The 26,842-nt window shown below is 73.2% G+C and carries 22 protein-coding genes and 1 pseudogene; 17 read left to right on the forward strand and 6 right to left on the reverse strand.

Annotated features, from left to right (window positions below; genetic code table 11):
* The first annotated feature begins 5 nt into the window (after positions 1 to 5).
* Positions 6 to 590, forward strand: a complete 585-nt coding sequence (locus ACP4IX_RS09705) for a transglutaminase domain-containing protein (RefSeq protein ID WP_426555262.1) — start codon at positions 6 to 8, stop codon at positions 588 to 590.
* 22 nt (positions 591 to 612) lie between these two features.
* On the opposite strand, the gene ACP4IX_RS09710 is transcribed toward ACP4IX_RS09705, so the two are convergent.
* The gene (locus ACP4IX_RS09710) at positions 613 to 1,341 is read right to left on the reverse strand and encodes a lysophospholipid acyltransferase family protein (RefSeq protein WP_426518084.1); all 729 of its coding nucleotides are present in this window, start codon (positions 1,339 to 1,341) and stop codon (positions 613 to 615) included.
* A gap of 300 nt (positions 1,342 to 1,641) precedes the next feature.
* Between ACP4IX_RS09710 and ACP4IX_RS09715 the strand changes: the two genes are divergently transcribed.
* The 10 genes and pseudogenes from ACP4IX_RS09715 to ACP4IX_RS09760 all read left to right on the forward strand — a co-directional run bounded on the left by ACP4IX_RS09715 (position 1,642) and on the right by ACP4IX_RS09760 (position 14,482).
* Positions 1,642 to 2,022: a TlpA family protein disulfide reductase gene (locus ACP4IX_RS09715; RefSeq protein WP_426518082.1), complete on the forward strand. Its 381-nt coding sequence runs from the start codon at positions 1,642 to 1,644 to the stop codon at positions 2,020 to 2,022.
* Positions 2,023 to 2,167: 145 nt separating this feature from the next.
* The gene (locus tag ACP4IX_RS09720; RefSeq protein ID WP_426518080.1) at positions 2,168 to 2,677 is read left to right on the forward strand and encodes a flavin reductase family protein; all 510 of its coding nucleotides are present in this window, start codon (positions 2,168 to 2,170) and stop codon (positions 2,675 to 2,677) included.
* A gap of 221 nt (positions 2,678 to 2,898) precedes the next feature.
* Entirely contained in the window at positions 2,899 to 3,684 is a 786-nt protein-coding gene (locus ACP4IX_RS09725; RefSeq protein ID WP_426555263.1) for an electron transfer flavoprotein subunit beta/FixA family protein, read from the forward strand.
* Between the two features lie 55 nt (positions 3,685 to 3,739).
* Positions 3,740 to 4,702, forward strand: a complete 963-nt coding sequence (locus ACP4IX_RS09730) for an electron transfer flavoprotein subunit alpha/FixB family protein (RefSeq protein ID WP_426518076.1) — start codon at positions 3,740 to 3,742, stop codon at positions 4,700 to 4,702.
* A gap of 146 nt (positions 4,703 to 4,848) precedes the next feature.
* Positions 4,849 to 5,319, forward strand: a pseudogene (locus ACP4IX_RS09735) (IS5/IS1182 family transposase); the annotation flags it as partial.
* Between the two features lie 652 nt (positions 5,320 to 5,971).
* On the forward strand, positions 5,972 to 9,403 hold the full coding sequence (locus ACP4IX_RS09740; protein WP_426518074.1) for an ALF repeat-containing protein: 3,432 nt from the start codon (positions 5,972 to 5,974) through the stop codon (positions 9,401 to 9,403).
* On the forward strand, positions 9,403 to 9,789 hold the full coding sequence (locus ACP4IX_RS09745; protein WP_426518353.1) for a hypothetical protein: 387 nt from the start codon (positions 9,403 to 9,405) through the stop codon (positions 9,787 to 9,789). The genes ACP4IX_RS09740 and ACP4IX_RS09745 overlap by 1 nt, the downstream gene beginning before the upstream one ends.
* 270 nt (positions 9,790 to 10,059) lie before the next feature.
* Positions 10,060 to 10,566 (forward strand): hypothetical protein, encoded by a 507-nt coding sequence (locus ACP4IX_RS09750; protein ID WP_426518072.1) that lies wholly within the window; start codon positions 10,060 to 10,062, stop codon positions 10,564 to 10,566.
* 34 nt (positions 10,567 to 10,600) lie between these two features.
* Entirely contained in the window at positions 10,601 to 12,808 is a 2,208-nt protein-coding gene (locus ACP4IX_RS09755) for a S1 family peptidase (protein WP_426518070.1), read from the forward strand.
* A 375-nt stretch (positions 12,809 to 13,183) separates the two neighbouring features.
* The gene (locus ACP4IX_RS09760; RefSeq protein ID WP_426518068.1) at positions 13,184 to 14,482 is read left to right on the forward strand and encodes a DUF6986 family protein; all 1,299 of its coding nucleotides are present in this window, start codon (positions 13,184 to 13,186) and stop codon (positions 14,480 to 14,482) included.
* 171 nt (positions 14,483 to 14,653) lie between these two features.
* Here the strand turns inward: ACP4IX_RS09760 and ACP4IX_RS09765 are convergent, their stop codons facing one another.
* Positions 14,654 to 15,730: a LacI family DNA-binding transcriptional regulator gene (locus ACP4IX_RS09765; protein ID WP_426518066.1), complete on the reverse strand. Its 1,077-nt coding sequence runs from the start codon at positions 15,728 to 15,730 to the stop codon at positions 14,654 to 14,656.
* Positions 15,731 to 15,944: 214 nt separating this feature from the next.
* On the opposite strand from ACP4IX_RS09765, the gene ACP4IX_RS09770 reads away from it, so the two are divergent.
* The 3 genes from ACP4IX_RS09770 to ACP4IX_RS09780 all read left to right on the forward strand — a co-directional run bounded on the left by ACP4IX_RS09770 (position 15,945) and on the right by ACP4IX_RS09780 (position 18,349).
* Positions 15,945 to 16,898 carry an ROK family protein gene (locus tag ACP4IX_RS09770; RefSeq protein ID WP_426518064.1) on the forward strand — a complete coding sequence of 318 codons (954 nt, stop codon included), beginning with the start codon at positions 15,945 to 15,947 and terminating at the stop codon, positions 16,896 to 16,898.
* A gap of 68 nt (positions 16,899 to 16,966) precedes the next feature.
* Positions 16,967 to 17,161 carry a hypothetical protein gene (locus ACP4IX_RS09775; RefSeq protein ID WP_426518062.1) on the forward strand — a complete coding sequence of 65 codons (195 nt, stop codon included), beginning with the start codon at positions 16,967 to 16,969 and terminating at the stop codon, positions 17,159 to 17,161.
* A 144-nt stretch (positions 17,162 to 17,305) separates the two neighbouring features.
* Positions 17,306 to 18,349: an NUDIX hydrolase gene (locus ACP4IX_RS09780; protein WP_426518060.1), complete on the forward strand. Its 1,044-nt coding sequence runs from the start codon at positions 17,306 to 17,308 to the stop codon at positions 18,347 to 18,349.
* 115 nt (positions 18,350 to 18,464) lie between these two features.
* On the opposite strand, the gene ACP4IX_RS09785 is transcribed toward ACP4IX_RS09780, so the two are convergent.
* Positions 18,465 to 19,832, reverse strand: coding sequence for a dipeptidase (locus ACP4IX_RS09785; protein ID WP_426518058.1), 1,368 nt, complete (start codon positions 19,830 to 19,832; stop codon positions 18,465 to 18,467).
* A 144-nt stretch (positions 19,833 to 19,976) separates the two neighbouring features.
* On the opposite strand from ACP4IX_RS09785, the gene ACP4IX_RS09790 reads away from it, so the two are divergent.
* Positions 19,977 to 21,281 (forward strand): geranylgeranyl reductase family protein, encoded by a 1,305-nt coding sequence (locus ACP4IX_RS09790; RefSeq protein ID WP_426518056.1) that lies wholly within the window; start codon positions 19,977 to 19,979, stop codon positions 21,279 to 21,281.
* A 387-nt stretch (positions 21,282 to 21,668) separates the two neighbouring features.
* Here ACP4IX_RS09790 and ACP4IX_RS09795 read toward each other — a convergent pair whose 3' ends face one another.
* Positions 21,669 to 22,505: an AfsR/SARP family transcriptional regulator gene (locus tag ACP4IX_RS09795; protein WP_426518054.1), complete on the reverse strand. Its 837-nt coding sequence runs from the start codon at positions 22,503 to 22,505 to the stop codon at positions 21,669 to 21,671.
* 105 nt (positions 22,506 to 22,610) lie between these two features.
* Between ACP4IX_RS09795 and ACP4IX_RS09800 the strand changes: the two genes are divergently transcribed.
* Entirely contained in the window at positions 22,611 to 24,830 is a 2,220-nt protein-coding gene (locus ACP4IX_RS09800; protein ID WP_426518052.1) for an MMPL family transporter, read from the forward strand.
* A gap of 257 nt (positions 24,831 to 25,087) precedes the next feature.
* Here ACP4IX_RS09800 and ACP4IX_RS09805 read toward each other — a convergent pair whose 3' ends face one another.
* Positions 25,088 to 25,372, reverse strand: coding sequence for a DUF6332 family protein (locus tag ACP4IX_RS09805; protein ID WP_426555264.1), 285 nt, complete (start codon positions 25,370 to 25,372; stop codon positions 25,088 to 25,090).
* Positions 25,373 to 25,449: 77 nt separating this feature from the next.
* Here ACP4IX_RS09805 and ACP4IX_RS09810 point away from each other — a divergent pair, with 77 nt between their 5' ends.
* Positions 25,450 to 25,848 carry a MarR family winged helix-turn-helix transcriptional regulator gene (locus ACP4IX_RS09810; RefSeq protein ID WP_426518048.1) on the forward strand — a complete coding sequence of 133 codons (399 nt, stop codon included), beginning with the start codon at positions 25,450 to 25,452 and terminating at the stop codon, positions 25,846 to 25,848.
* Positions 25,849 to 25,871: 23 nt separating this feature from the next.
* Here the strand turns inward: ACP4IX_RS09810 and ACP4IX_RS09815 are convergent, their stop codons facing one another.
* Positions 25,872 to 26,612 carry a maleylpyruvate isomerase family mycothiol-dependent enzyme gene (locus ACP4IX_RS09815; RefSeq protein WP_426555265.1) on the reverse strand — a complete coding sequence of 247 codons (741 nt, stop codon included), beginning with the start codon at positions 26,610 to 26,612 and terminating at the stop codon, positions 25,872 to 25,874.
* Positions 26,613 to 26,842 lie beyond the last annotated feature (230 nt).

Consider the following 26,842-nt stretch of genomic DNA (forward strand, 5'->3'; position numbering starts at 1 on the left):
CCGGCATGGAGCTGATCCAGAAGAACCCTGACCTGTCCGCCTACTTGGCCGCCGACGAGGTCATCGACCACGACCACCCACGGGTACGGGAGGTGGCGGGGCGGCTCGCCAAGGAGGCGGACGACTCGTATGCCTATGCGCGGCTGGCCTTCGAGTTCGTGCGCGACACCATCCCGCACTCCCAGGACTCCGGCGACCCGCGCGTCACCTGGCGCGCCTCGGACGTCCTGGAGCAGCGCACCGGCATCTGCCACGCCAAGGCCCACGCGCTGGCCGCGCTGCTGCGGGCGGAAGACATCCCGACGGCTCTGTGCTACCAGCGGTTCGACGTGGTGCACGGACTGGTCGCCGTACGGTTCAACGGCGCCTGGCACCGTCAGGACCCGCGCGGCAACAAGCCCGGTGTGGACGCCCGGTTCTCCCTGGACCGGGAACAGCTGGCCTTCACGCCGGACACCGCGGCCGGCGAGGCGGACTACCCGGACCTGTACGCCGCACCGCACCCGGTCGTGCTCGACGCCCTGAGGGCGGCCACCGACCGTTCCCGCCTGTGGGCGACGCTGCCGCCCGCGCTGCCGTCGCCGTCGTAGGAGGGGCCGCCCCCGGCCGGGGTCAGCGCGCCTCGGCCGTGCGCAGCTGCTCCAGCGTCGGGGCGGTGCCGCCGAGATGGGCCGGCATCCACCAGGTGTCGTCCGCACCCTTGGGGCGCACCGGGTAGGCGCGCTGGGCGGCCTCCAGCAGCTCCTGCACCCGCTCGCGCAGCCGGCGGGTGAGGGCGCCCGCGTACTGCTCGCGGGATGCCTCCATCGCCTCGCCCACCCGGATCGTGACCGGGATGTGGCTGCGCTTGAAGTTGCGCGGGTGGCCCTTGGTCCACAGCCGCTGGGTGCCCCACACCGCCATCGGGATCAGCGGGACCCCCGCCTCCTGCGCCAGGCGCGCGGCGCCCGACTTGAAACTCTTGAGTGTGAACGACTCGGAGATCGTCGCCTCGGGGAAGACCCCGACGATCTCACCGGACCGCAGTGAGTCCAAGGCGTGCGCGTACGCCGCCTCGCCCTGCTTGCGGTCCACCGGGATGTGCTTCATGTTGCGCATCAGCGGACCGGAGATCCGGTGCCGGAAGACCGACTCCTTCGCCATGAAGCGCACCAGCCGCTTCTGGGGCAGTGCCGCCAGGCCGTCGAAGATGAAGTCCAGGTAGCTGATGTGGTTGCTCACCAGTACGGCGCCGCCCGCGCGCGGGATGTTCTCCGAACCCTGGCAGTCGATCTTGAGGTCCCACACCTTGAAGAGGGTGCGGGCGAGACCGATGGCCGGACGGTAGGCGAGTTCTGCCATGGGCGGGTCGGACCCTTCCTTGTCAGCCTGGGAAGGGGACTCCCAGCCGAAAGTTACGCAGCCGTAGGTTTACGGCTTGTCGCAGATCGTGCCCCAAGAACGGCCGGTGTACCAGCCTTGGTGCCCGCCCGTGGCGAGATCCTCATCACGTCACCCGTCGGGCCGTGGCCGAAACACGACGGCGAGCCGGGAATCTTCGCCGTCCCGCGAGCGCTGCACGTGGGGACGACTGGGCTGGACCGGGCAGGGCCCGGAGCGGTCCGGACCGGGCTGGTGGCGCGCGGTGACGCGTGCCCATGAATGCCGCTCAGGCGGCGGAACGGAGGCGCGCGGGTGCGCGAGCAGGGTGAAGACAGGCGGCTCGACCCGCCCGGCTCGCGGCTCGATGCGGCCGGCCTCGGTGCCGAACTCGGCGCCCGCGCCACGCTCGTGCAGTTCTCCAGCGCCTTCTGCGCTCCCTGCCGGGCCACCCGTCGGATCCTGGCGGAGGTGGCCGGCATGGTCCCCGGAGTCGCCCATGTCGAGATCGACGCCGAGGCCCGCCTCGAGCTCGTCCGCGCCCTCGACGTGCCCAGCACCCCGACGGTGCTGGTGCTCGACGCCGGCGGACGCGTCGTGCGGCGCGCCGTCGGGCAGCCGCGCAAAGCGGACGTGATCGCCGCACTGGGCGAGGCGGTGTGAGAACCGCCACTCCGCCGGCGAGGCGTTCTCCAAGCCTCCACGTCCCGGGACGTATGTGACTATGTGCGCCACCCGTCGTCAGCCTGACCGTATGCCTTCGCTCCCCTCCCCGCGGGCCGAGGCGCAACGCAGAAGGACATTCCCCATGACGGCCACATCCGACCTCGCCGCGCCGCGGCTCGCCACATCCGACCTGCTGCGGTCCGTCTTCCGGCGGCACGCCGCGGGGGTCGCCGTGATCACCGCGCGCGGTGACGCGGGCCCGGTCGGTTTCACGGCCACGTCCCTCGCCTCCGTCTCCGCCGAGCCGCCGCTGCTCTCCTTCGGCATCGGCTCCGGTTCCTCCAGCTGGCCCGCGGTGTCCGCGGCCGAGCACGTCGGCGTCCACCTGCTCGGTGAGCACCAGCAGGACCTCGCGTCCACCTTCGCCCGCAGCGGCGCCGACCGCTTCGCCGCGCCCACCGCGTGGCGCGACGGCCCCGAGGGCGTGCCCGTGCTGGACGGCGTCCTCGCCTGGCTCGTGTGCCGGGTCGTCGGCCGCGTGCCCGCGGGGGACCACCGCATCGTGGTCGCGGAGGTTCTCCTCGGCGATTCCGCGGGTGCCGGCCGCCCGCTGCTGTACCACCAGGGGCGTTACAACGGGCTGCGGGACTGACCGGTCACCGGGACCGCTTCTGCGGAACCGTCGGGTTCCGGTTACGCTGCGTTGCGAAGGTCACAGTTCAAAGCGCTTGCTTAGCGGGGAAGAACTGGGTGTACTGACGAGTAATATTCCGGCGTGGAGCGCAGGTCGCCCCGCCCGGGATCGGCCGCTTGGGGCGCCTATGCTGCCTGCAAGAGGCAGCACTGAAATGTCGACGCAGTAGGAGAGCCGGCGTGAGCTTGAGGATCGTTGTCACTGTGAAGTACGTGCCCGACGCCACTGGCGACCGGCACTTCGCCGATGACCTGACCGTCGACCGCGACGACGTCGACGGTCTGCTCTCCGAACTGGACGAGTACGCGGTCGAGCAGGCGCTGCAGATCTCGGAAGCAGGCGACGACGTGGAGATCACCGTCCTGACGGTGGGTCCGGAGGACGCGAAGGACGCGCTGCGCAAGGCGCTGTCCATGGGTGCGGACAAGGCGATCCACGTCGAGGACGACGACCTGCACGGCACCGACGCCATCGGCACCTCCCTGGTCCTGGCCAAGGCGATCGAGAAGGCCGGCTACGACCTGGTGATCTCCGGCATGGCCTCCACCGACGGCACCATGGGCGTCGTCCCGGCGCTGCTCGCGGAGCGCCTGGGCGTGCCGCAGGTGACGCTGCTGGCCGAGGTCTCGGTCGAGGACGGCACGGTCAAGGGCCGCCGGGACGGCGACGCCGCCACCGAGCAGCTGGAGGCCTCGCTGCCGGCGGTCGTGTCGGTCACCGACCAGTCGGGCGAGGCGCGTTACCCGTCCTTCAAGGGCATCATGGCGGCCAAGAAGAAGCCGGTCCAGTCCTGGGACCTGTCCGACCTCGACATCGACGAGGACGAGGTCGGCCTGGAGAACGCCTACACCGTCGTCGACTCGGCGGCGGAGCGTCCGGCACGCACCGCCGGCACGATCGTCAAGGACGAGGGCGAGGGCGGCAAGCAGCTCGCCGAGTTCCTCGCGGGCCAGAAGTTCATCTGAGCCCCGGATTCGCCGACCGCCCCTCACATCTCGCAAGCAGGAGAGAAGAAGTCCCATGGCTGAAGTTCTCGTCTACGTCGACCACGTGGACGGTGCCGTCCGCAAGCCCACCCTGGAGCTGCTGACCCTCGCCCGCCGCGTCGGCGAGCCGGTCGCCGTGGCCCTCGGAGGCGGCGCCGCCGACACCGCCGCCGCGCTCGCCGAGCACGGCGCGGTCAAGGTCCTCACCCACGAGGCCGCCGAGTACGCCGACTACCTGGTCGTGCCGAAGGTGGACGCCCTCCAGGCCGCCGTCGAGGCCGTCTCCCCGGCCGCCGTGCTGGTCCCGTCCTCCGCCGAGGGCAAGGAGATCGCCGCCCGCCTGGCGCTGCGCCTGGGCTCGGGCATCATCACCGACGCCGTCGACCTGGAGGCCGGCGACGAGGGTCCGGTGGCCACCCAGTCGGTGTTCGCCGCCGCCTTCACCACCAAGTCCCGCGTCGCCAAGGGCACCCCGGTCATCACGGTCAAGCCGAACTCGGCCGCCGTGGAGCCCGCCCCGGCCGCCGGTGCCGTCGAGGCCCTGTCGGTGTCCTTCTCCGCCGCCGCGACCGGCACCAAGGTCACCTCGCGCACGCCGCGCGAGTCGACCGGCCGTCCGGAGCTGACCGAGGCCGCGATCGTCGTCTCCGGCGGCCGCGGCGTCAACGGCGCGGAGAACTTCGCGATCATCGAGGCCCTGGCCGACTCCCTCGGCGCGGCCGTCGGTGCCTCGCGTGCCGCGGTGGACGCCGGCTGGTACCCGCACACCAGCCAGGTCGGCCAGACCGGCAAGTCGGTCTCGCCGCAGCTGTACATCGCCTCCGGCATCTCCGGCGCGATCCAGCACCGCGCGGGCATGCAGACCTCGAAGACGATCGTGGCGATCAACAAGGACGCCGAGGCCCCGATCTTCGAGCTGGTCGACTACGGCGTCGTCGGCGACCTCTTCGACGTCGTCCCGCAGCTCACCGAGGAAGTGAAGTCCCGCAAGGGCTGAGCCTTTCCGCGCCGCACTGCTCCGGCCGAGGCCCCCACGACCGTCCGTGGGGTGCGGTCGGCGCATGCGGGAGCCTGACGTGACGTCGGCCTTCAAGACCCGGTTGTGGTCGTGAAGGCCGACGTTGTCGTACGGGGTGGCTGCGGATGGCTGTGGGGCCGAAGGGACCCGGGGAGATCCCGGCGGGGGCGGTGCGGGCGGCGAGGGCCGCGTTCCCGAAGGGGAGTCCGGCGATCCGGGTCAGGGGCGCACCGGGGCCGCTGTCCGGTGACGAGGAGTTCGCGGACCCGTTCCCGGCCCGAGAAAGGAAGCCTGCCTGGTCGCCGGGGCGGCCGGCGCTGGTGGTGGTGTTGCAGTCCGCCGCCGAGGGGCTGACCGGTCGCAGGCCGTGGAGGCGGTGCGGGCTCGTAGCGACCGGAAGGTACGCGCTCGGGCTGGAACCGGGTGATCCCGACTTCGATCTCCCGGTGCTCGCGACGTTCCGGGACCGCTGGGTGGGGGGCGGAGGCCGGGCGCCGGGTGCTGGACGGCATCCTGGCCGCAGCCGGGGGAGACGGCTGCTGAAGACGGCCGACCGGGCCAGGACCGACTCCACTCCTGTGCGGCCCGCGGCCCGCGGCCCGCAGTGCGCCGGTTGTGCCGGCGGGGCCGGTCCGCGGAAAGGAACGCCGCAGAACCCGCGCCGGAGGCGAGGACGCCATCGCCCAGGGCGTCCAGCGCCGCGGCCCGCGCGCGGATCCCGCTACCGCGGCCTCGCGAGAGCCGGCCTCCACCACCGGCTCACCGGCGCCGCGCACAACCCCGCCCGCATCGACACGCGCCCACCGGCGCACCCCGGGCCCGCACCCGCCGCTTCGCCGCACTCGGCCCCGCGGAGCCGAAGCCCGGCGGGGCCGATAAGAGTCTGACGTCGAATTGACCGACGACGTCAGGTCGTGATTCCCGTGGCTCAACTGCGTCCGCCCGGCGGTGGACCAAGCGGATTCGAGGCTCCATCAATTCTTCACCAAGATCACTACAACCCTTTCGGGGTGTGTCGCACATCACGAAGGATACTCGAGGATTAGCCGATTTCTGCCCGGTTTCTGCATTGGACGAGTCCGCCGAGCCCCGGCTTCGATAAGGAACTCGTACCGCAGGGGGGCGGCGAGATTTCCCCTCGTGACCGAGAAGGGATTCGTGATGTCACAATCACGACAGATATTCAGCAGACGTCAGTCACTGGCTATTTTCGGGGGAATCACGGCAGGTACCGCACTGCCCCTCGGGGTGTTCGGGGCCCGCCCCGTGTACGCGGCCGGCACGGCGGCGGCCGACGGCGGTACACGGCTGCCCGACACCGACCGCGGCAAGGCCGTGCACGCCTACCGGACCGGCGGCCGCGCGGTGCGCACGGCCGCGGCGGCGGCACTCGTGGGCAACGCGGACGCCGTGACCACGTTCCTCGCCGAGAAGCTGCCGGCGGCCACGGCCGAGGACAACCGGTTCACGCTCACCAAGGCCCTGGTCACCGCGGGCAAGGCCACGCGCGCCGGGATCGGGCAGGCGCTGTCCGGCGGGGACGCGGCGGTCGCGGCCTATCTGGAGGGCGGCTTCGCGACGGCCGTGTCAGAGGACCTCCAAGTGGCCGTGACCACGGTCAACGCGCACGGTGGCAGGGCCGTCAAGCGTGAGTCCGCCGAGGCGCTCGAAGCCGGTACGGACTTCGCGCTGCGGGACTTCCTCAGCAGCGGGCAGTACGACGCACACGACGAGGACCAGCGCGTCCAGGTGACCTCCATCCTCGTCACCGCCTCGCCGCAGGTGCGGGAGTACGCGGAGCGGGCGCTCGACGACGGATCGCCGCGGGCCATCCAGTGGTTCCTGACGACGGGGCAGTACATCGCCCGGGCGCGGGACGAGGAGACGGCGGAGATCCAGCAGCTGGTCAAGATCGTGGAGTCGGAGGGACGGCGCGCCGAGCGCAAGACCGACGAGGCGGTCGAGCTCTCCGAGCAGGCGGTCCAGGCCGCCGACAAGGCCAAGGCGGCCGCGCTGGAGGCGAAGGCCGAGGCGCAGGCGGCCGAACAGGACGTGCAGCGTTCCGCCCGGGCGGCGAACAAGGCCGCGCGCGCGGCACAGGGCGCCGCGGCGGCCGCGACCACCGCGGTGTCCGCCTCGCGTACGGCGCAGGCCGCGGCCCGGCGTTCGGTGGCCGCGGCGAACGCGGCCGCGGCTGCCGCCGCCGCCGCGGGGCGCGCCGCGTCACGCGCGTACCATGCCGCGATCCGCGCCTCCAAGGACGCGAACATGGCGGACGCGGCCAACCAGGCGGCGCAGGCCGCGCGGCAGATGGTCAACTGGGTGCGGAGCGTGGCCGCGAAGGCGCTGATCGCCTCGTACGCCTCCGACGCGGCCAAGGCCGCGGGCGACGCGGCCGCGAGCGCCGCGGTCAACTCGGCCGCCGCCGCGCGCGCCTCGGCCGACGCGGCCGTCGCCTCCGGTGCCGCGCAGTCCGAGGCCGCCGAAGCGCAGCGCCAGGCCGCCATCGCGGAGACGGCCGCGAGCCGCGCCACCGCGGCCGCGAGCCGGGCGTCTGCCCTCTCGCAGCGGTCGGCCGCCGCCGCGCGCACCGCGTCCGCCGCGGCCGACAGCGCCGCCGACCACGCCGAGAAGGCCGCCGCGGCCGCCGAGGAAGCGGCCGCGCACGCCGGCGAGGCCGTGGACTACGCCAACCGTTCCACGGCCGCCGCCAACGCCGCCGTGGACGCCGCGAACAAGGCGTACGAGGCGGTCACCGAGGCGCGTACGGTCGAGCAGGAGGCCCGGGAGGCCGAGATCCAGCGGCTGAACGAGGAGGCCGCGGAGGCGATGGAGGCCGCCCGGCAGAAGGCGGTCACCGAGAGCGACGAGCTGGCGCGCGCCAACCAGGAGCGCACCCAGGAAGCACGCCTGTCCGAGGAACTCGTCACGCTGATCACCGCGATGGAGGCGGCGCTCGCCGGAGGCCGGACCGGTGAGGCCGTGGACAAGGGGCGGCGGGCCGCCGTCCAACTGCTCGACGGGCCGGGTACGTGGACCCGGGAAGCGGCCCAGTTCGCCCTCGCGGGCTCGGACGAGGACGTACTGCGGTGGATCGAGGCCGACCGGGTCCTCGCCCTGCAGCAGGACAACGCGGAGAACGCCGCGGCCATCGCCGCCATCTCCACGCAGCACGTGGCCACCGCGGCCGCGGCGGCGCTGCAGACCGAGGACCCCGCCGCCATCAAGGCGTTCCTGGAGACCGGCGCGGTCGAGGCGGCCAGGGACGACAACGAGGTCGAGGTGACCACGCTCCTCGCCGACGACGCCACCGGTAGGGCGGTACGGCGGGCGGCCGAGGCGGCGCTCGAGAAGGGCACCGCCGAAGCGCTGCACCACTTCCTGCACGTGGAGCTCCCCGCGGCCGTCCACGAGGACGACGAGGTGGCGGCCACCACGCTCCTGACGACCGGCGGCCCCTACGTACAGGCCGCGGCGAAGGTCGCGCTCGAAGGCGATTCGCACATGCTGCGCCAGTTCATCGGCACCACGCAGCACGAGTTCGCGCGGATCGACCACGACCACGCCACGCACATCAGCGCGATCCGTGCGGCGATCGCGCAAGCGGCCAAGGTCGCGCAGAACGCGCTCGAGGACGCGGCGCGGGCCTCCGAGGCGGCCGCCCTCGCCCGCTCGGAGGCGGAGAAGGCGACCGACTGGGCCAACAAGGCCGAGGGGTGGGCGGCCGACGCCAAGGTCTCCGCCGAGGAGGCCCGGCGGAACGCGACGGCCGCCGAAGCCTCCGCGGCGTCCGCCGCGAAGTCCGCGCAGACCGCGGCCAACGCCGCCGCCGTGGCCCGCGAGGCGAGCAGGGTGGCGCGGAACGCGGCGGGCCGGGCCGCGCGCTCCGGCGTGGTCGCCGCGTCCTACGCCGCGGACGCGCAGGCGTCGGCGACGGCCGCACGGCAGGCGGAGCTCGCGGCGGGCAAGTCCCACGCCGAGGCGGCCGTCGCCGCGACCGTGGCGAGGATCCTGGTCATCAAGGCCGCGATCCAGCAGGCGTACCAGGACGCGATCGACAACTCGAAGGTGCCGATCAACGACGACAACGGCCTGCCGCCGGGCGCCGAGAGCTGCCTGACGCCGTTCGGCGACCCGATCACGCACCGGAACAACACCAACCCGTGGGAGCTGGGGTGGAGCTGGCTCACCGGCGACGGCCCCAGGTCGATGTGCTTCGGCCCGGACGACGAATTCACCCAGACCTACCGCGAGCACCCGAAAGTCCAGGAGGTGCTCGACTTCTTCCTCAACGATCTGCAGCGGACCGGGAACTACGAGCTGGGCCACACCTACTACAACGACTACTCACTCGGTCAGTGGGAGGGCGTCGGCAAGTACATCAGGGACCTCGGGACGCTCACCACGGCCGGGCACACCGGCAACCTCGTGTACACGTACATGGGCTCGCACGACATCCGTATGACCCCCATCCGGGAGAACCCGGACGGGTCGGTCGTCTGGCGCTACACCGCGTACAACGAATCGGACATCGAGTCGGCGACGCACCCGCCGGTCATCGGGTACACCGACCTGTGGAGCGACACGGTCGGCGCGTTCGTCGACAAGGTCGTCGGTGACGACGGGCCGCTGTCGCGCACGACCCAGGTGATCGAGTTCAACGTGACGCTGGGGCCGTGATGCGCGCGAGTACGGGCGGACGGTTGCTCTGCGCCGTCCTTGCCGCCGCGGCTGTGGCCGTCTCGGGCTGCGCGGCGCCGGTCGATCCGGAACGGCTGCCCGGTGTGTACCGCAGTGACGAGGGCGGGCAGGTCGAGCTCTCGGCCGACGGTACGTTCTCCGCCACCCGCGTGACGACGGGCGACGGCCCCGATTCGGCCGACTTCAGCGGCAGCTGGGACTACGAGGACCCGAGCAGTGGCGACGACTTCGTGTATCTGCTGATCGAGGACGGCGGACTCGGAAGGATCGGCGGAATCCAGCTCTACGTGGACGACCAGGACACGCTGTTCTTCCGGTCCGATCCGGACGGCCCGATCACTCAGGAACTCGACAGGACGAGCTGAGGGGTCCGACGGCGCAGGGCGGTAGGGTCGCGGAGTTTTCTCCGCGACCTTTCCCTTTTTCTTCCCGGACGCCTCTCGGCGGCTTGCGTCGCGAGCCGTTACGAAGTCGTTGTCAAGATCACTACAACCCTCTCCGCGCGTGACGCGGATCACGGCCCGAACTCGCCGGTTGCCCGAATTCTGTCCGTTTTAGGAATTGGACGTGTTCGCCAAGTGCCCGCTTCGATAAGGGGCTTGAACCCGAAGAACTGTCGAGTTTCTAGGACTGTGATGAAGCCACCCAACGCATTCGTGCGCATTCTGGGCGCCGCGGCCACCGCCGGCGCCCTGACATGGGCCGTGCTCGCCCAGGGCGGCGCGAACGCCGCCCCCGGGTCCTCCATCGAGGCTGTCGCCGACACCGCGCCCGGCTACGCCGTCGAGGACTACAACTACCCGGGCGCCGACAAGATCCTGGCCGAGCGGAACATCGTCCTCAAGCGGGGCGACGGCCACATCGTGCTCGCCGACTGCGCCAGCGGGGACAACCTCCTGCAGTTCCTCGCGCGCGACCAGGAGGACGTCTGCTTCAGGGTCACCGCCGACGAGGGCTGGCTGACCCTCGAACTTCCCGCGGTGCACGGGGTGAAGACGGACGACTCCGCCAACACCCACCTGGAGATGACCGCCGAGGGCGACCAGGTCGAGTACGACATCCCCGCGGACACGTGGGAGGGCGTCGGCGAGTCCGTCGACGGCCGGGACCACGTCCTGGTCGAGATCCGCGTCACCAACTAACCGACGTCCCGCAGTGATTGAGGAAACCGCTCGTATGTCTTCCACAAGACGTCCCCGTCTGGCCGCGCTCGGCGCGGTCCTGGCCGCCGGGTCGCTCGCACTGAGCGCGGCACCCGCAGTCGCCGTCACCGGCGGCACCCCGGTCGCCGGCTCGGACACCACCCACGCCTACACCGCGCAGATCACCATCGGCGCCCACGACCGCGGCTGCTCCGCCGTCCTCGTCGACGTCGAATGGCTGCTCACCGCGGCCAGCTGCTTCGCCGAGAACCCGGCCGTCTCGCTCGCCGTCCCGGCCGGCGCCCCGGCCAAGGCGACCACCGCCGTCATCGGCCGCGCCGACCTCTCCGGCACGCAGGGCGCCGAGCGCCGTGTCGTCGAGATCGTGCCGCGCACGGACCGCGACGTGGTCCTGGCCCGCCTCAACCGGCCCGTCACCGACGTGATCCCGGCCCAGCTCGCCACCACCGCGCCCGCGGCCGGTGCGGAGCTGACCTTCGCCGGATACGGCCGTACGAAGACCGTATGGGCACCGCACGAGCTGCACACCGGTACCTACACCGTCGACTCCACCGCGGCCACCGCCGCGGGTGTCACCGGCAAGGACGGCGCGGCCGCCTGCATGGGCGACACCGGCGGCCCGGTCACCTCCGGCGGCAAGCTGGTCGGCCTCAACAGCCAGTCCCTCCAGGGCGGCTGCCTCGGCGTCGACGACACCCAGACCTCCACCGCGGGCGTCATCGCGCGCGTCGACGACCTCGCTTCCTGGATCGACGAGAAGGCCGGCGCCACCCGCATCGTCGACTTCAACGGCGACGCCATCGAGGACATCGCCATCGGCGACCCGATGGCCACGGTCGGCGGCGACACCACCGCGGGTCTGGTCCGTGTCGTCCACGGCGGCGGCAAGGGCACCGCCGAGATCACCCAGGACCTCGACTGGGTGCCCGGTGGCGCCGAGGCCGGGGACCACTTCGGCGGCCACCTCGCGACCGTCGACTACAACGAGGACGGCTACACCGACCTCGTCGTCACCGCGTCCGAGGAGAACGTCGGCAGCGCGGTCGACGCCGGCTTCGTCGACGTCCTGTTCGGGGGCAAGGACGGCCTCGGCAGCGGCCCGGCCGCCCGCCACTTCGAACAGGGCTCCGGCAACGGCTCCATCGGTGCGTCCGCGCCCGAGACCGGCGACCGGATGGGCGCCTCCCTCGCCGCGGGCACCACCGCCGAAGGCAAGCCGTGGATCCTGATCGGCGCGCCGGGCGAGGCCCTCGGTTCGCTCGCCAAGGCGGGCGCCGCGTACTACGTGCACGGCGACACCAACATCAGCATCAGCCAGGACAGCTCGGACGTCCCCGGCGCGGCCGAGGCCAACGACGCCTTCGGCACGTCCGTCACGGGCGACGCCAACTTCATCGCCATCGGCGCTCCCGGTGACGCCATCGGCGGCGACGCGAACGCCGGCAACCTGGCCGTGCTCAGCCACAAGCTGGACGCCGGCGGACGGCCCACCGTGGTCGCGGGCCTGGACCAGGACAACGAGGAGATCAGCGGCAGCGCCGAGGCCGGTGACAAGTTCGGTCAGGCCCTCGCGCTGGTCGCCTACCGCCCGTCCGGTGCGGCCACGGCCACCGACTCGATCCTCGCGATCGGCGCGCCCGGCGAGGCCCTGGCGGCCGAGGACGGAGGCGCGCAGCGGGCCGGTGCGGGCAACGTCATGCTCGTGCACATCCGTGCGGACGGCACCTGGGACTACATGCACGCGCTCAACCAGGGCACCGGGACCGACGACCGTTCCGGCACGATCGAGGCCGGTGACGGCGCGGGCTCCTCGCTGAGCGCGGTCAACACCGCACCCCGGGAGGTCGGTTCGGCCGCCACCCTGAAGATCGCCGTGGGCACCCCCGGTGAGGACCTCGCGGGCGTCACCGACGCCGGCGCCATCCACACCTTCTCGCTGATGGGTTCGGCAGGCGCCAACGACCTGTGGATCGAGGCCGGTGACGGCGACGGCATCCCCGGGTCCCCTGGTGAGGGGGACAAGCTGGGCACGAGCATCCACTTCACCCCGCGGAACCTCTACGCCGGTATGCCCTACGGGCCCACCGACACCGGGGCCCTGCACGTCCTGCCGTTCCCGAACGCCGTACCGGGCGGTACGAGCGCGCCGGCGACCACGTACCAGCCGGGCCAGGGCGGACTCCCGGCCAACGGCAACTACTTCGGGTTCTCGGCACGGTAACGGCTGCCGCCGTACGGCATGAGCTCCCGGGGGCCATCCGGCACCCCTGTCGGTTGCTTCGGGAGCAGGCTCCTCTCGGCCCCGCCGGGCTTCGGCCCGGCGGGGCCGAGTGCTGCGAAGCGGCGGGTGCGGCCGGCTTCAGCGAGGTCGGGCGGGAGCCGCGCGCAGGCCGCGGCGCTGGACGCCCCGGGCGACGGTGCCCCGGCCGGGAACAGGTCCGCGCACTCCCGGATGCGCCAACGGCGTCCCACGGACGGTCGCGGGCGCCTCGGCGTCTGCGCAGGATGGTGTTGACCGGCGGAGAACCGACAGATAACTTCACTCTACGGATTATTGATTCCGTTCAGCGGAAAAGTTGAGCCAGGAGGGTGTGGGATGGGTCAGCAGGAGAAGGTGGCAACGAGCCTCGCGGGCGCCGTCGGCGAGGAGATCAGCGCCTCCCTCGCACCGGTCGACGCGGAGCTGGAGCGCCGCTACCCCGGAGACCCGGGCACCCGCCAGCCCGTGCACACCGTCTACGTCCCCGGCGACGCCTTCGCCGCCGACACGATCCGCTCCTGGGGCGACCGCGCGCTCGCCGCCCTCGACGAACACGCCCCCGACGCCGCGTCCTTCGCCGCCGTCCTCGGCCTCGCCGACGACCTCGCCGAGCCGGTGTACAGCCGCGTACGCGCCAAGCTGGAGCGCGAACCGATCGAAGACCTCCGCGTCGACTTCGAGGACGGCTACGGCAACCGCACGGACGCCGAGGAGGACGAGGCGGCGGCCCGCGCGGCCCGGCTGATCGCCGAGGCGTACGACCAGGGCACCGCGGCCCCGTACATGGGCATCCGCATGAAGTGCATGGAGGCTCCGGTGCGCGCCCGGGGCATCCGCACGCTCGATGTCTTCCTCAGCGGCCTGATGGAGGCCGGCGGCCTGCCCGACGGGCTGGTCCTCACCCTGCCCAAGGTGACGTACCCCGAACAGGTCACCGCCATGGTGCGGCTCCTGGAGGCCTTCGAGAAGGCCCGTGGCCTGGAGCCCGGCCGCATCGGCTTCGAGATCCAGATCGAGACCAGCCAGTCCATCCTGGCCGCCGACGGCACGGCCGCCGTCGCCCGCATGATCCAGGCCGCCGAGGGCCGCGCCACCGGCCTCCACTACGGCACCTTCGACTACAGCGCCTGCCTCGGGGTGTCCGCCGCCCACCAGGCCAGCGACCACCCCGCCGCGGACCACGCCAAGGCGGTCATGCAGGTCGCCGCCGCGGGCACCGGCGTACGCGTCTCGGACGGCTCCACCAACGTCCTGCCGGTCGGTCCCACCGAGAAGGTCCACGACGCCTGGCGCCTGCACTTCGGCCTCACCCGCCGCGCCCTCGCCCGCGCCTACTACCAGGGCTGGGACATGCACCCCGGCCACATCCCGACCCGGTACGCGGCCGTCTTCGCCTTCTACCGCGAGGGCTTCGAACAGGCCGCCGCCCGCCTCGCCCGCTACGCCAGCCGCACCGGCGGCGACGTCATGGACGAGCCCGCCACCGCCAAGGCCCTCAGCGGCTACCTGCTGCGCGGCCTGGACTGCGGAGCCCTGGACATCGCGGAGGTCGCCCGGCTGACCGGGCTGACCCGCGCCGACCTGGAGGGGTTCTCGTCCCCGCGGCGCGGTGACCTCACGGCGTCGGCGCAGTAGGCGGCAGGGTCCCGGGGGCGGTCCGTCCGTCCGGGGCGCACGTACCGCTCCAGGCCTCGCCCCCTCCGGTCGGGCGGGGCCCGCGGCCGTCCGCAGGGTGTCCGGCACCCGCCCGCCGGGCCCGCCGCTGCCCTTCGCAAGGCCTTGCGAGGGGCAGCGGCCACGGGCGGCTCAGGCCGCCGGTGGCAGCTCGCCCGAGCCGCGGGTGACCAGCCTGGTCGGCAGTTCGATGCGGTCGGGCGCGAGCAGGATGCCGTCCAGCTGCTGGAAGAGCCGCTCGGCGGCGGTGCGGCCGAGGGCCGCCGCGTCCTGGGCGACGACGGTGACGCCCGGCTGGAGCAGGTCGGCCAGCTCGATGTCGTCGAAGCCGACGAGCGCGACGCTGCGGGCCTGCTCGGCGAGGACGCGGATCACGGTGACCGTCACCCGGTTGTTGCCGGTGAAGACCGCGGTGACCGGGTGCGGGTCGGCGAGCATCTCCTCGGCGGCCCGGCGCACGCGCACGGGGTCGGTGACGCCCAGGGACATCCAGGAGTCCTTCACCGGTATGCCCGCGTCCTCCATGGCGGCCCGGTAGCCGCGCAGCCGCTCGGCGGCGGTGTGGATGCGGGGCATGTCACCGATGAAGCCGATCCTGCGGTGCCCGTGCGCGATGAGGTGGGCCACGCCGTCGCGGGCGCCGCCGAAGTTGTCGGACACCACCACGTCCGCGTCGATTCTCCCCGCCGGCCGGTCCACGAAAACCGTGGCGACGCCCGCCTTCAGCTCAGGCTCCAGGTACCGGTGGTCGTCCCCCGCGGGGATCACCACGAGCCCGTCCACGCGCCGCGCGCACAGCGCCAGCACCAGCTCCTGCTCCCGCTCCGGGTCCTCCGCGCTGGACCCGTTGATCAGCAGGGCGCCGTGGGCGCGGGCCACCTCCTCCACGGCACGGCTGAGCGGCCCGTAGAACGGGTCGGCCAGGTCCTCCAGGACCAGGCCGATACTGGCGGTACGGCCCTTGCGGAGCACGCGCGCGCTGTCGTTGCGGCGGAAGCCGAGCGCGTCGATGGCCTCCTGGACGCGGCGTTCCGTCTCCGGGGTGACGCCCGGCTCCCCGTTGACCACCCGGGAGACGGTCTTGAGGCCGACCCCGGCCCGGGCGGCGACGTCCTTCATGGTCGGGCGATTGCCGTACCGGTTCCCGGGAAGGCGGGCTGCGCGGCGGGTCGTGTCGGGCACGATGCGGTGTCCTGTCCTGTCGTCCACGGGATTGCGTCGGCTCCTGTTGTCCACGGGGGACGTGTCGGTCATGGGTTTGTATGAGGATGTGGCGTCGAGCATAGAGCCTGGACAACGTTGTCAGATGCGGGAGACACTGTTCGCAGCACTCTCCGGTCCTCGCCCCCACCGTGGGAACGGTTCACTGTGCGTTCTTGGGTTCGTCATTCTTCATTCGGTCCGACGGGGAGATCCGACTCTGATGCACACCGATCTCGTGGCAGCGCTGGACATCGGCGGCACCAAGATCGCCGGCGCTCTGGTGGACGGCCACGGCCGCATCCAGGCGCGCGCACAGCGTGCGACGCCCGCCCAGCAGGACGGCGACACCGTGATGCGGGCCGTCGAGGCGGTGCTGGGCGAGCTGACCGCGTCACCGCTGTGGGGGCGGGCCACGGCCGTCGGCATCGGCAGCGCCGGCCCGGTGGACGCCTCCGCCGGCACGGTCAGCCCGGTGAACGTGCCCGGCTGGCGCGACTACCCGCTCGTCCGGCGGGTCCGCGCCGCCGCCGGTGACCTGCCCGTCGAGCTGATCGGCGACGGCGTGGCCATCACGGCGGCCGAACACTGGCAGGGCGCCGCCCGCGGCCACGACAACGCGCTGTGCATGGTGGTCTCCACGGGCGTCGGCGGCGGTCTGGTCCTGGGCGGCCGGCTGCACCCCGGCCCGACCGGCAACGCCGGGCACATCGGCCACATCAGCGTGGACCTGGACGGAGATCCGTGCCCGTGCGGCGCGCGCGGCTGCGTGGAGCGCATAGCGAGCGGCCCCAACATCGCGCGGCGTGCCCTCGACGCCGGCTGGCGGCCCGGCCCGGACGGCGACACCTCCGCCGCCGCGGTCGCCGCCGCTGCCCGCCTGGGCGACCCCGTCGCCGCGGCGTCGTTCGAACGGGCCGCGCAGGCACTGGCCGCCGGCATCGCCGCCACCGCCACCCTCGTCGAGATCGACATCGCCGTGGTCGGCGGCGGCGTCGGCAAGGCGGGCGACGTGCTCTTCGCCCCCCTGCGCAAGGCCCTGACCGACTACGCGACCCTGTCCTTCGTACAGCGCCTGGCGGTCGTCCCCGCCCAGATGGGAACCGACGCGGGCCTGGTCGGCGCGGCCGCGGCGGCGCTCACGAGAACGGCGGACGCGACCCCGGCGAGGACCTGAGCGGCTCGAACCCGGCCGCGTCAGTGGCCGGCCGTGACCCCCACCCGGTCACGTCAGTTGAACCACACATGAAGAAGCGCAGCATGCTCGCCCTCGCCACCCTGGCCACCGGTTTCGTCGTCGCGGCCGTCACGCCCTCCCACGCCGCTCCGGGCGAACTCCCGCTCGGCCTCGACGTGCAGGACACCGTCAGCACCGTCGAGGAGGCGGTCGCCACCGACAGCCTGACCCTGGCCGACGACGCCGACGGGCAGGTGGGCTGACGTACACCGCCCGGCACCCACCACGCGGCGCCGGTGCCCCCTTCCGGGGCGCCGGCGCCGCTGTCGTACGCCCTCAACTGCGCCTGGTTTCCGTGGCAGGGTGGAGCGGGCAAGCCTCAGGGGGCCAACAGAAGAGGGGGACCTGTGACCGTCGTCTGGATCAACGGCGCGTTCGGTGCGGGAAAGACCACCACCGCACGGGAACTGATCGAACTGATCCCGAACAGCACACTCTTCGACCCCGAGGTCATCGGCGGAGCACTGGCGCATCTGCTGCCGCCCAAACGCCTCGCAGAGGTCGGTGACTTCCAGGATCTGCCGATCTGGCGGCGCCTCGTGACCGACACCGCGGCCGCGATGCTCGCCGAACTCGGCGGAACCCTCGTGGTCCCCATGACCCTGCTGCGGCAGGAGTACCGCGACGAGATCTTCGGCGGCCTCGCCGCCCGCCGCATCGCGGTCCGACACGTCCTGCTCGCTCCGGCCGAAACGATCCTGCGCGAGCGGATAGCAGGTCGCGAAATACCGGCGGACCTGCCCGACGGCGAGCTACGGGTACGGCAGTGGTCGTACGACAACATCGAGCCGTACCGGGCCGCCCTCGCCTCCTGGCTGACCGCCGACGCCCATCCGATCGACACCGGCGCGCTCACACCGTACGAGGCCGCCGTCCGGATCGCCGAGGCCGTCGGCGCCGGCTCCGTGCCGGCCTGCGACATCGTGCAGACGCCCGAACCCACCGCGGAGACCCTCGCCGCCGGTGTCCTGCTCTTCGACGACCAGGACCGGGTGCTGCTCGTCGACCCCACCTACAAGCCCGGCTGGGAGTTCCCCGGCGGCGTCGTCGAACCGGGCGAGGCGCCCGCCCGCGCCGGGATGCGCGAGGTCACCGAGGAGACCGGGATCCGCCTCGACGACGTACCCGCCCTGTTGGTCGTCGACTGGGAACGGCCCACGCCCCCGGGCTACGGCGGTCTGCGCCTGCTCTTCGACGGCGGCCGGCTCGACTCCACGGATGCCGCCCGCGTGCTGCTGCCCGGGCCCGAACTGCGCGACTGGCGCTTCGTCACCGAGGACGAGGCCGCCGGCCTCCTGCCCCCGGTCCGCTACGCGCGGCTGCGCTGGGCCCTGCGGGCCCGGGAACGCGGCGCGGCACTGTACCTGGAGGCGGGCACCCCGGTCGGCTGAGCCGGCCGACCGCTCCGTGGGCAGGTCCCCGTCAGGCGACGGGGACCTGCCCACCGACGGCCGCACCCGAGCCGGACCGGCTGCAGCGCGGGTGCCCGGGCGTGGTCGACCGGAGTCAGCGGGCCACTCGGCTCGCCGCGTAGTTGCGCAGGAACAGCGCCTCGGCGACCGACAGCCGCTCCAGCTCCTCGGGGGACACGCTCTCGTTCACGGCGTGGATCTGCGCTTCCGGCTCGCTCAGGCCGATCAGCAGGATCTCCGCCTGCGGGTAGAGCGCCGCCAGGGTGTTGCACAGGGGGATGGACCCGCCCTGACCGGCGTACTGCATCTCCTGGCCCGGGTACGCCACCGCCATGGCGTCGGCCATGGCCTGGTACGCCGGGCTGGAGGTGTCGGCGCGGAAGGCCTGGCCCTGGCCGATCTGCTCGACGCCCACCCGGGCGCCCCACGGCGTACGCGCCTCCAGGTGGGCCTGGAGCAGCTTGGTGGCCTCGGTGGCGTCCACGCCCGGCGGCACCCGCAGGCTCACCAGGGCACGGGCACCCGCCTGCACCGACGGGGTGGCGCCGACGACCGGCGGGCAGTCGATGCCGAGCACCGTGACGGCCGGCCGGGCCCAGATCCGGTCGGCGATCGAACCGGAACCGATCAGCTCGACGCCGTCCAGCACCCGGGCGTCCCGGCGGAACTGCTCCTCGTCGTACGCCAGACCCTCCCACTCGGTGTCCGCCGCCAGTCCGTCGACCGTCGTCGAACCGTCCTCGGCGCGCAGCGAGTCCAGTACGCGGATCAGGGCGGCCAGCGCGTCGGGCGCCGCGCCGCCGAACTGGCCGGAGTGCAGGTTGCCCTCGAGCGTGTCGACGCGGACGCGGACGAGGGTCATGCCGCGCAGCGTCGAGGTGACCGTCGGCAGACCGACCCGGAAGTTGCCCGCGTCGCCGATGACGATCGTGTCGGCGGCCAGCAACTCGGGGTGCTGCTCGGCGTACCGCTCCAGACCGCCCGTGCCCTGCTCCTCCGAGCCCTCGGCGATCACCTTGACGTGCACCGGCACGCCCCCGTTCGCCTTCAGCGCGCGCAGCGCGAGCAGGTGCATGAGCACGCCGCCCTTGCAGTCGGCCGCGCCGCGCCCGTACCAGCGGCCGTTCCGCTCGGTCAGTTCGAACGGAGGGGTGGCCCAGCCGGCCTCGTCCAGCGGCGGCTGCACGTCGTAGTGGGCGTAGAGCAGGACCGTCTTCGCGCCCTCGGGCCCGGGCAGGTACCCGTACACCGACTGCGTGCCGTCCGGGGTGTCGAGCAGGTCGACGTCCTGGAAGCCCTCGGCGCGCAGGGCCGACGCGATCCAGTTGGCGGCGCCCACGCTCTCGCTGCGCGGGAACTGGTCGAAGTCCGCCACCGACTTGAAGGCCACCAGTGCGGTGAGCTCCTCCTTCGCCCTGGGCATCAGGGAGGAGACGGTCTCGGCGACCGGATTCGACGACATGGGCACGCTCCTTGTGGGTGCGACGTTGCACCGATGAGTACGGGGATCGGTGGGCCGATCCTCCCACAGTGGCCCGGGGCGGTGGTCGCCGTAGGATGCGGGGGTCAGGTGCGGCATGCGGTTTGTTGGGAGCGGTAGACCATCGTGAGCAGCGAGAACTCTTCGGCGGACGACGCGCGTCAGGTCTGGGACGTGGTCGTGGTGGGCGCGGGACCCGCGGGGGCCTCGGCCGCCTATGCGGCGGCGGTCGCGGGGCGGCGCGTGCTGTTGCTGGAGAAGGCGGAGCTGCCCCGCTACAAAACATGCGGCGGCGGCATCATCGGGCCCTCGCGCGACACCCTCCCGCCGGGCTTCGAGCTGCCCTTCCGGGACCGTGTGCACGCGGTGACGTTCTCGAACAACGGGCGCTTCACCCGGACCCGGCGCTCCCGGCAGATGCTGTTCGGGCTGATCAACCGGCCCGAGTTCGACCAGCAGCTCGTCGAGCACGCGCAGAAGGCGGGTGCCGAACTGCGCACCGGGGCGACCGTGACACGGGTGGAGCAGCACGGGTCGGCGGTGCCGGACCGGCGCACGGTCGCCGTCGTCCTGCAGGGCGGCGAGACCGTGCTCGCCCGGGCGGTCGTCGGCGCGGACGGCAGCGCCAGCCGGATAGGGGCGCACGTCGGGGTGAAGCTCGACCAGGTCGACCTCGGTCTGGAGGCGGAGATCCCGGTGCCGGAGACGGTCGCCGAGGACTGGAAGGGACGGGTCCTCATCGACTGGGGTCCGCTGCCCGGCAGTTACGGCTGGGTCTTCCCCAAGGGCGACACCCTCACGGTCGGTGTGATCTCGGCCCGCGGCGAGGGCGCGGCGACCAAGCGGTACCTGGAGGACTTCGTCGGCCGGCTCGGCCTCGCCGGTTTCGAGCCCAGCATCTCCTCCGGCCACCTGACGCGCTGCCGTGCCGACGACTCGCCGCTGTCGCGCGGCCGGGTCCTGGTCTGCGGGGACGCGGCGGGGCTGCTGGAACCGTGGACGCGCGAGGGGATCTCCTTCGCGCTGCGGTCCGGACGGCTCGCGGGCGAGTGGGCGGTGCGGATCTCCGAGGCGCACGACGCGGTGGACGCGCGCAGGCAGGCCCTGAACTACGCCTTCGCCATCAAGGCCGGGCTCGGCGTCGAGATGAGCGTCGGCAAGCGGATGCTGGCCGTGTTCGAGCGCCGGCCGGGGCTTTTCCACGCGGCGCTGACCGGTTTCCGTCCGGCCTGGAAGGCGTTCAAGGACATCACGCAGGGCTCGACGTCGCTGGGTGAGCTGGTCCGCGGCCACCCGCTGGCGCAGCGGGCGCTGGCGGCCATAGACCGCCGGCAGGCGGTCGCGGGGGACTCCGCAGGCGCCCCGGACACCGCGCGCACCGCGGATGCGGCGGGCACCCGGGGCACCGCGGGCGACGAGGCCGGCTCCTGACCTCGGTCCGGAAGGCCGGGTGGCCGGGCGCCGTGCGGCGCGGCTCCGTGTCCGACGAGCCGGGGCCCACGCCGTCGAAGAAGATCCCGACCTCCGCCTGCCCGCGTTCGGGGCAGGCGCGCAGGAGCGGCGGCTTGCCGTCGTCGGTGACCTCCGTGGCCGCGGACACGTCCACGTGGGTACCGAGGAGCAGGTCCGCCGCGGCCCGCCGCGCGCCTGTTGCGGGTCCACCGGACGCGGTCGCGAGGGGCGATCGGGTACTGCTGTCCGTCGGCGGTCAGCCGGGGTGGTGCGAGGCGGCGGCCGACGCCGGGCCCGCCCGCGCTGGAGCGTGGTTCGCGAGGCGGTACGCGACTGGGCGCCGGCGCGTGACCTCCGCGGCCTCCCTCACCTGACCGGAACCCTGGGTGGGGACAGCAGTGCCGGGTCCTGCCGCAGGACGCGTGCGTGCAGGGACCGCAGCCCGGGTCCCGGGTCGGAGCCCAGCGCCTCGGCGAGCCGCTGCCGTACCGCCTCGTAGGCGGTGAGCGCGTCGGCCGGGCGGCCGGCGCGGTACAGCGCGAGCATCAGAAGTTCGCACAGGCGTTCCCGCAGGGGGTGCGCGGCCACGAGCCGGACGAGTTCGTGGACGTACTCGAAGGACTGCCCGAGGTCGATCTCACCGGCCAGCCGGGCTTCCAGGACGGTGAGCCGTTTCTCGGCCCAGCGCAGCCGTTCCGCGGCCAGGTAGGGCGTGTGAAGGCCCTCGGCGAACTCGCCGCGCCACAACTCCTCGGCCTGTCGGGCCAGTTCGGCGGCCCGGCGCAACTCGCCGGCGTCGCGGGCGGCCAGCGCCTCCGCCACCAGTTCCCGACGCTGCCGCAGATCGTCGGCGTGGACCCCCGTGAGGCGGTAGCCGCTGCCGGTCCAGCCCACCTCCGCACCGTCGCCGAGTGCGCGGCGCAGCCCGGAGACGTACTTCTGCACGAGATTGCGGACATGTACCGGCGGTGCCCCGCCCCACACGGCCTCGACCAGGCCGTCGTACGAGATCGGGCGGCCCTCCTGGAGCAGCAGGACGGCGAGCACCGCGCGCTGCTTCGGCGGGCCGAGCGGAATCTCGACGCCGTCGCGCAACGCCCGCAGCGGGCCCAGCAGTTCGCACCGCAGGACGCTCGTCGCGCCCGCTGCTGCCGACGCCGGCTCCGACGGTGTCCCCGGTGTCCCCGATGCCCCCTCACCCATGCGTCGAGCGTATCCCGGCTGTGGCGTTCCAGTGGATCTTCCAGCGGTCCTTCCAGCGGCCGGGCCGACGGTGTGCGGACCAACCCGTCGGAGAAAGGCCCCTCCATGCTCACCCGGCTCGGCCGCCTGGCCGTGCGGCGCAGCCGTGCGGTGCTGATCGGCTTCCTGCTCGCCCTCCTCGGCCTCGGTGCCTACGGTGCCGGCGCGCAGAGCGACCTCGACCTCTCTCGCTGGGACGCTCCCGGCACGGAGTCCGTGCACGCCGGTGACCGACTGCGCGAGCACTTCCGCACCGGAAACCCGAACCTCGCCCTGCTGGTCACGGCCCGCGACGGCGACGTGGACAGCCCGCGCACCGAGCGGGCCGCCCGTGAACTGACCGCGGAGGTCGCCGGGTTGCCGCTCGTCACGGACGTCACCTCGTACTGGGACGCGGGGAGCGCGGCCCTGCGTGCGGAGGACGGCCACCGGGCCCTGATCCTCGCCCGCCTCGAGGGCACGGCCACCGAGACGCGCGAGCAACTCGCCTCCCTGTCACCGAGGCTGTCGCGCGAGACCGCCGAACTCGACGTCCGGGTCGGCGGCCAGGAGGAGATCTCCCGGCAGGTCGGAGAGCAGGCCCGCGCCGACTTCCTGCGCGCCGAGATGTTCGCCCTGCCGGCCGTGCTGCTCCTGCTGATCCTGGTCTTCCGGCGCACCGTCGCCGCGCTGCTGACCGTGGCCGTCGGCCTGTTCTCCGTGGTCGGCACGCTCGCCGGGCTGCGGGCGGTCGCGCAGGTCACGGAGGTGTCGACGTTCGCCGCGAACCTCGCACTCGTCCTCGGCCTCGGACTGGGCGTCGACTACGGCCTGTTCGTGATCAACCGCTACCGCGAGGAACGCGCCGCCGGGCACGACCAGCGCGATGCCGTCCTCGGGGCGACCCGTGCGGCCGGCCGCACGGTGGTCTTCAGCGGGGTCACGGTCGCGGTGTCGCTGTGCGCGCTGCTGGTGTTCCCGTTCTTCTTCCTCAGCTCGTTCGCGTACGCGGGTGTCTTCGTCGTGCTCACCGCGGTCGCCGGAGCCGTGCTGTTCCTGCCCGCCGCACTCGCCCGCTGGGGACACCGCGTCGAGCGCCCCGGCGCGCCCGCCTCCGGCTTCTGGCACCGCGCCGCGCTGGCGGCCGTGCGCCGCCCGTTCCTGGCCGGCGCCGGAGTTCTCGCCGTGCTGCTGGTGGCCGCCTCTCCGCTGCTGGGCCTGCGCTTCGGGCTGCCCGACGAGCGGACCCTGCCCGAGGGCACTTCCTCGCGGACCACCTCCGAGACCGTGCACCGCGAGTTCGCCGCCGAGCCCACGGACACCGTCCAGGTCGTCCTGGAGGAAGCTGTCCCGGGCCGCACCGGCACGCGCGCATACGCGGCCGCGCTCTCCCGGCTTCCCGGCGTGTTCCAGGTCGACGCGCCGGAGGGCACCTACCGCCAGGGCGAACGCACCGGCGCCCCCGGCCAGGACCGGCTGACGGCACCGGACGGGCGGGTGCGGCTGGCGGTCGTACCGACGCAGGAGGCCATGTACGGCGATGTCCCCGCCTTCGTCGAGCGCGTCAGGGACACCCCGGCCCCGGTGCCCGCCCTGGTCGGCGGCTACCCCGGCGAGACCACCGACTTCCGCGCCACGCTCCTGGACCGGCTGCCGTACGCCGTCGGCATCGTGCTGGTGGCGACGTACGTGATCCTCTTCCTCATGACCGGCAGCGTGCTGCTGCCCGCCAAGGCGACCGTGCTGAACCTGCTCAGTCTGTCCGTGATGTTCGGCTGCCTGGTGTGGGTCTTCCAGGACGGGCACCTGTCCGGGCTGCTCGGCTTCACCCCGACCGGTTCCATCGAGCCGAGCATCCCGGTGCTCATGTTCTGCGTGGCGTACGGCCTGTCCATGGACTACGAGGTCTTCCTGCTGGCCCGGATCACGGAGGAGCACGAGCGCACCGGGGACACCGTACGCGCGGTCGGCGAGGGCATCCGGCGCAGCGCCCCGCTGATCACCGCCGCGGCCGGCATCCTCGCGCTGTCCTTCCTGTCCTACGCGACCGGCGGCGTCGTCTTCCTCAAGGAACTGGGGATCGGCACGGCCCTGACCATCCTCGTCGACGCCACCCTCATCCGGGTGGTGCTGCTGCCGGTGACGATGCGGCTCGCGGGGCGCGCGAACTGGTGGGCGCCGCGGTCGCTGCGCCGCTTCCGGGTGAAGGAGGCACCGGTGCGGGCAGCGGCGGCGCGCGGCGCGGGCGGGGCGGACGGGGGAGACGGGGAGGAGGGCGAGGAGGTACGTCGCCGGGAGTACGTGTGAGCACCAGGCGCGGGGACGTCCGGCCGGACGAACTCCTGCGCGCCGCACGGGCGGTGGCCGACGGCGACGTGCCGCTCCCACCGGGCGTGACACGCCGTCCGGCCGCCGGGTTCGTGGCCCGCTCCACGGAGCCCGCGGCGGCGGCCCCCGCGCCGGCCCGGCCCACTGAGCGGGAGCGGAAGGTGACGGCCCGGACCCGCGTCGGCCGCGCGCGGGTGAAACGGGACGCCCGCGACCGTGCCCGACGGGGCCCCGGCTCACGATTCGGGGTGGGTGCGGCCGGGCCGGCCGGGCTGGTCGCCGCGCGCGAACCGGACCAGCACGCTCACCACACGGACGAAGAACACCACGACGGCCGACACCGCGCCCGAGCCGACGAGCACGTCCCGCACACCGCCCGGCAGTCCGAAGAGGTACGCCGGTCCCGCCAGGGCTCCGAACAGCACGGCCGCCGCGAACGCCGCGCTGCACAGCGCGTACCCGATCTCGACCGTGATCGCGTCCCGCTCGCCCTGCGTGCGCCGTCCCCCGTAGCTGTCCATGCCGACCAGTCTTCCAGTCCCGCGCCGGTTCGAACAGCGCGGTGTCCACCGCAGCCGCTCTGCTACGGTGTGCGCCCATGGCGGCGAAGAAGGCCGAACAGGCGCTCGTGACCCGGTGGCGCGGCATCCTCGCCCTGCACGCCCGCATCCAGTGCGAACTCGACCGTGCGCTGCACCGACACGGCCTGTGCGGAAGCGACTTCGAGGTGCTCGACGTCCTGGCGGGCACGCTGGACGAGGACGGATCCGGCTCCTGCGGATACCGCGTCCAGCAGATCTCCGAGCGGGTCCACCTGAGCCAGAGTGCGCTGTCGCGGCTGGTCGCCAGGCTGGAGAAGGACGGCCTCGTCGAACGCTCCATGTGCCCGGAGGACCGGCGGGGCGTGCGGGTGGCGCTCACGTCGAAGGGGCGGGTCATGTACGGCCAGGTGCTCCCGGTGCAGCGGGCGGTGCTGCACCGGATGCTGGCCGACTGACCGACGAGGCCGCGCGGTACGGCTCAGTTCCAGGTGACGCCCGACTTCTCACGCCACAGTGCGGCGAGCGAGGCGTCGCCGGTCACCTCCGGGAACGGCCGGCGGTTCCACAGCGCCGGATAGAGCTGTGCGGCGGGCCCGTTCAGCTCGCAGTCGGCGTTCCCGGCATCGTCCCGCTCGGTCACGGGAGGCCCTGCGGACAGCCGTACGGTCCACACGGCGCCCGGCACGTCCGTCGCACGCACCCGCAGCGTGCGGGGCTCCTCGGTGCGCACCGCGCTCTTCGGACGGGCGTGGAAGGCGCACAGCAACTCGTCGATGCCGTCCACCGCGAAGTCCGCGCCGATGCCGGTGGGGTCGCCGCCCCGGGCCGACTCGGCGTCGATCCGGTGCACGGTCGTCTCGTGCGCCTGCCGCCGGGCCCAGAAGGCCAGGGCAGACGGCGCGGGCAGGAAGTGCCAGCAGCGCACGTCGGGCGAGGCGCCGGCGAGGGTGTCGACGAGGTGCCCGTGCCCTTCCCGGAACCAGGCCAGCAGCGCGGCGCCGTCGAGGTCGGGCAGGCCGCCGTCGGGCCGGGGGCCGGTGTGCCCCTCGCTGACGAACGCCGCCGCCCAGCGGTGCACCATCCCCGTGTGCCGCAGCAGGTCCCGGACCTGCCACCCGGGGCAGGTGGGCACCCTGGCGTCGGTGCCCGCCGCTTCGGAGGCCGCGGCCAGCAACGCGCCCTCACGGCCCAGGGTTTCGACGAATGCAGCGTTCTGCATGGTGGTGAGTGTGCCGCATGGAGCGGGCTCCAGGGGAGGCCTGAAGTTCCCACGGGCCTGGCGCCTTCCCCTGGATCAGGGCTGACCGAGGGGGCACAGGTCCGTCCCCCTCGGTCATGACCGAGGGGGACGGAGGAGCGGCGGGGGCGAGGTGAGGGTGCCCCGGAAGACGTGTCCGCGCCTGCTGTGAGGGGTGGTGAGGGCGCCCGGCGTGGGCCGCCGGACGGCGC

It is taken from the genome of Streptomyces sp. WG5, from assembly GCF_049974565.1.
Lineage (GTDB): Bacteria > Actinomycetota > Actinomycetes > Streptomycetales > Streptomycetaceae > Streptomyces.

Excerpts from the sequence above, each read along its gene's own strand:
- ACP4IX_RS09705 (WP_426555262.1), top strand. The coding sequence starts at position 6 with ATGGAGCTGATCCAGAAGAACCCTGACCTGTCCGCCTACTTGGCCGCC.
- ACP4IX_RS09710 (WP_426518084.1), bottom strand. The coding sequence starts at position 1,341 with ATGGCAGAACTCGCCTACCGTCCGGCCATCGGTCTCGCCCGCACCCTC.
- ACP4IX_RS09715 (WP_426518082.1), top strand. The coding sequence starts at position 1,642 with ATGCCGCTCAGGCGGCGGAACGGAGGCGCGCGGGTGCGCGAGCAGGGT.
- ACP4IX_RS09720 (WP_426518080.1), top strand. The coding sequence starts at position 2,168 with ATGACGGCCACATCCGACCTCGCCGCGCCGCGGCTCGCCACATCCGAC.
- ACP4IX_RS09730 (WP_426518076.1), top strand. The coding sequence starts at position 3,740 with ATGGCTGAAGTTCTCGTCTACGTCGACCACGTGGACGGTGCCGTCCGC.
- ACP4IX_RS09745 (WP_426518353.1), top strand. The coding sequence starts at position 9,403 with ATGCGCGCGAGTACGGGCGGACGGTTGCTCTGCGCCGTCCTTGCCGCC.
- ACP4IX_RS09750 (WP_426518072.1), top strand. The coding sequence starts at position 10,060 with ATGAAGCCACCCAACGCATTCGTGCGCATTCTGGGCGCCGCGGCCACC.
- ACP4IX_RS09755 (WP_426518070.1), top strand. The coding sequence starts at position 10,601 with ATGTCTTCCACAAGACGTCCCCGTCTGGCCGCGCTCGGCGCGGTCCTG.
- ACP4IX_RS09760 (WP_426518068.1), top strand. The coding sequence starts at position 13,184 with ATGGGTCAGCAGGAGAAGGTGGCAACGAGCCTCGCGGGCGCCGTCGGC.
- ACP4IX_RS09770 (WP_426518064.1), top strand. The coding sequence starts at position 15,945 with ATGCACACCGATCTCGTGGCAGCGCTGGACATCGGCGGCACCAAGATC.
- ACP4IX_RS09775 (WP_426518062.1), top strand. The coding sequence starts at position 16,967 with ATGAAGAAGCGCAGCATGCTCGCCCTCGCCACCCTGGCCACCGGTTTC.
- ACP4IX_RS09785 (WP_426518058.1), bottom strand. The coding sequence starts at position 19,832 with ATGTCGTCGAATCCGGTCGCCGAGACCGTCTCCTCCCTGATGCCCAGG.
- ACP4IX_RS09795 (WP_426518054.1), bottom strand. The coding sequence starts at position 22,505 with ATGGGTGAGGGGGCATCGGGGACACCGGGGACACCGTCGGAGCCGGCG.
- ACP4IX_RS09800 (WP_426518052.1), top strand. The coding sequence starts at position 22,611 with ATGCTCACCCGGCTCGGCCGCCTGGCCGTGCGGCGCAGCCGTGCGGTG.
- ACP4IX_RS09805 (WP_426555264.1), bottom strand. The coding sequence starts at position 25,372 with ATGGACAGCTACGGGGGACGGCGCACGCAGGGCGAGCGGGACGCGATC.
- ACP4IX_RS09810 (WP_426518048.1), top strand. The coding sequence starts at position 25,450 with ATGGCGGCGAAGAAGGCCGAACAGGCGCTCGTGACCCGGTGGCGCGGC.
- ACP4IX_RS09815 (WP_426555265.1), bottom strand. The coding sequence starts at position 26,612 with ATGCAGAACGCTGCATTCGTCGAAACCCTGGGCCGTGAGGGCGCGTTG.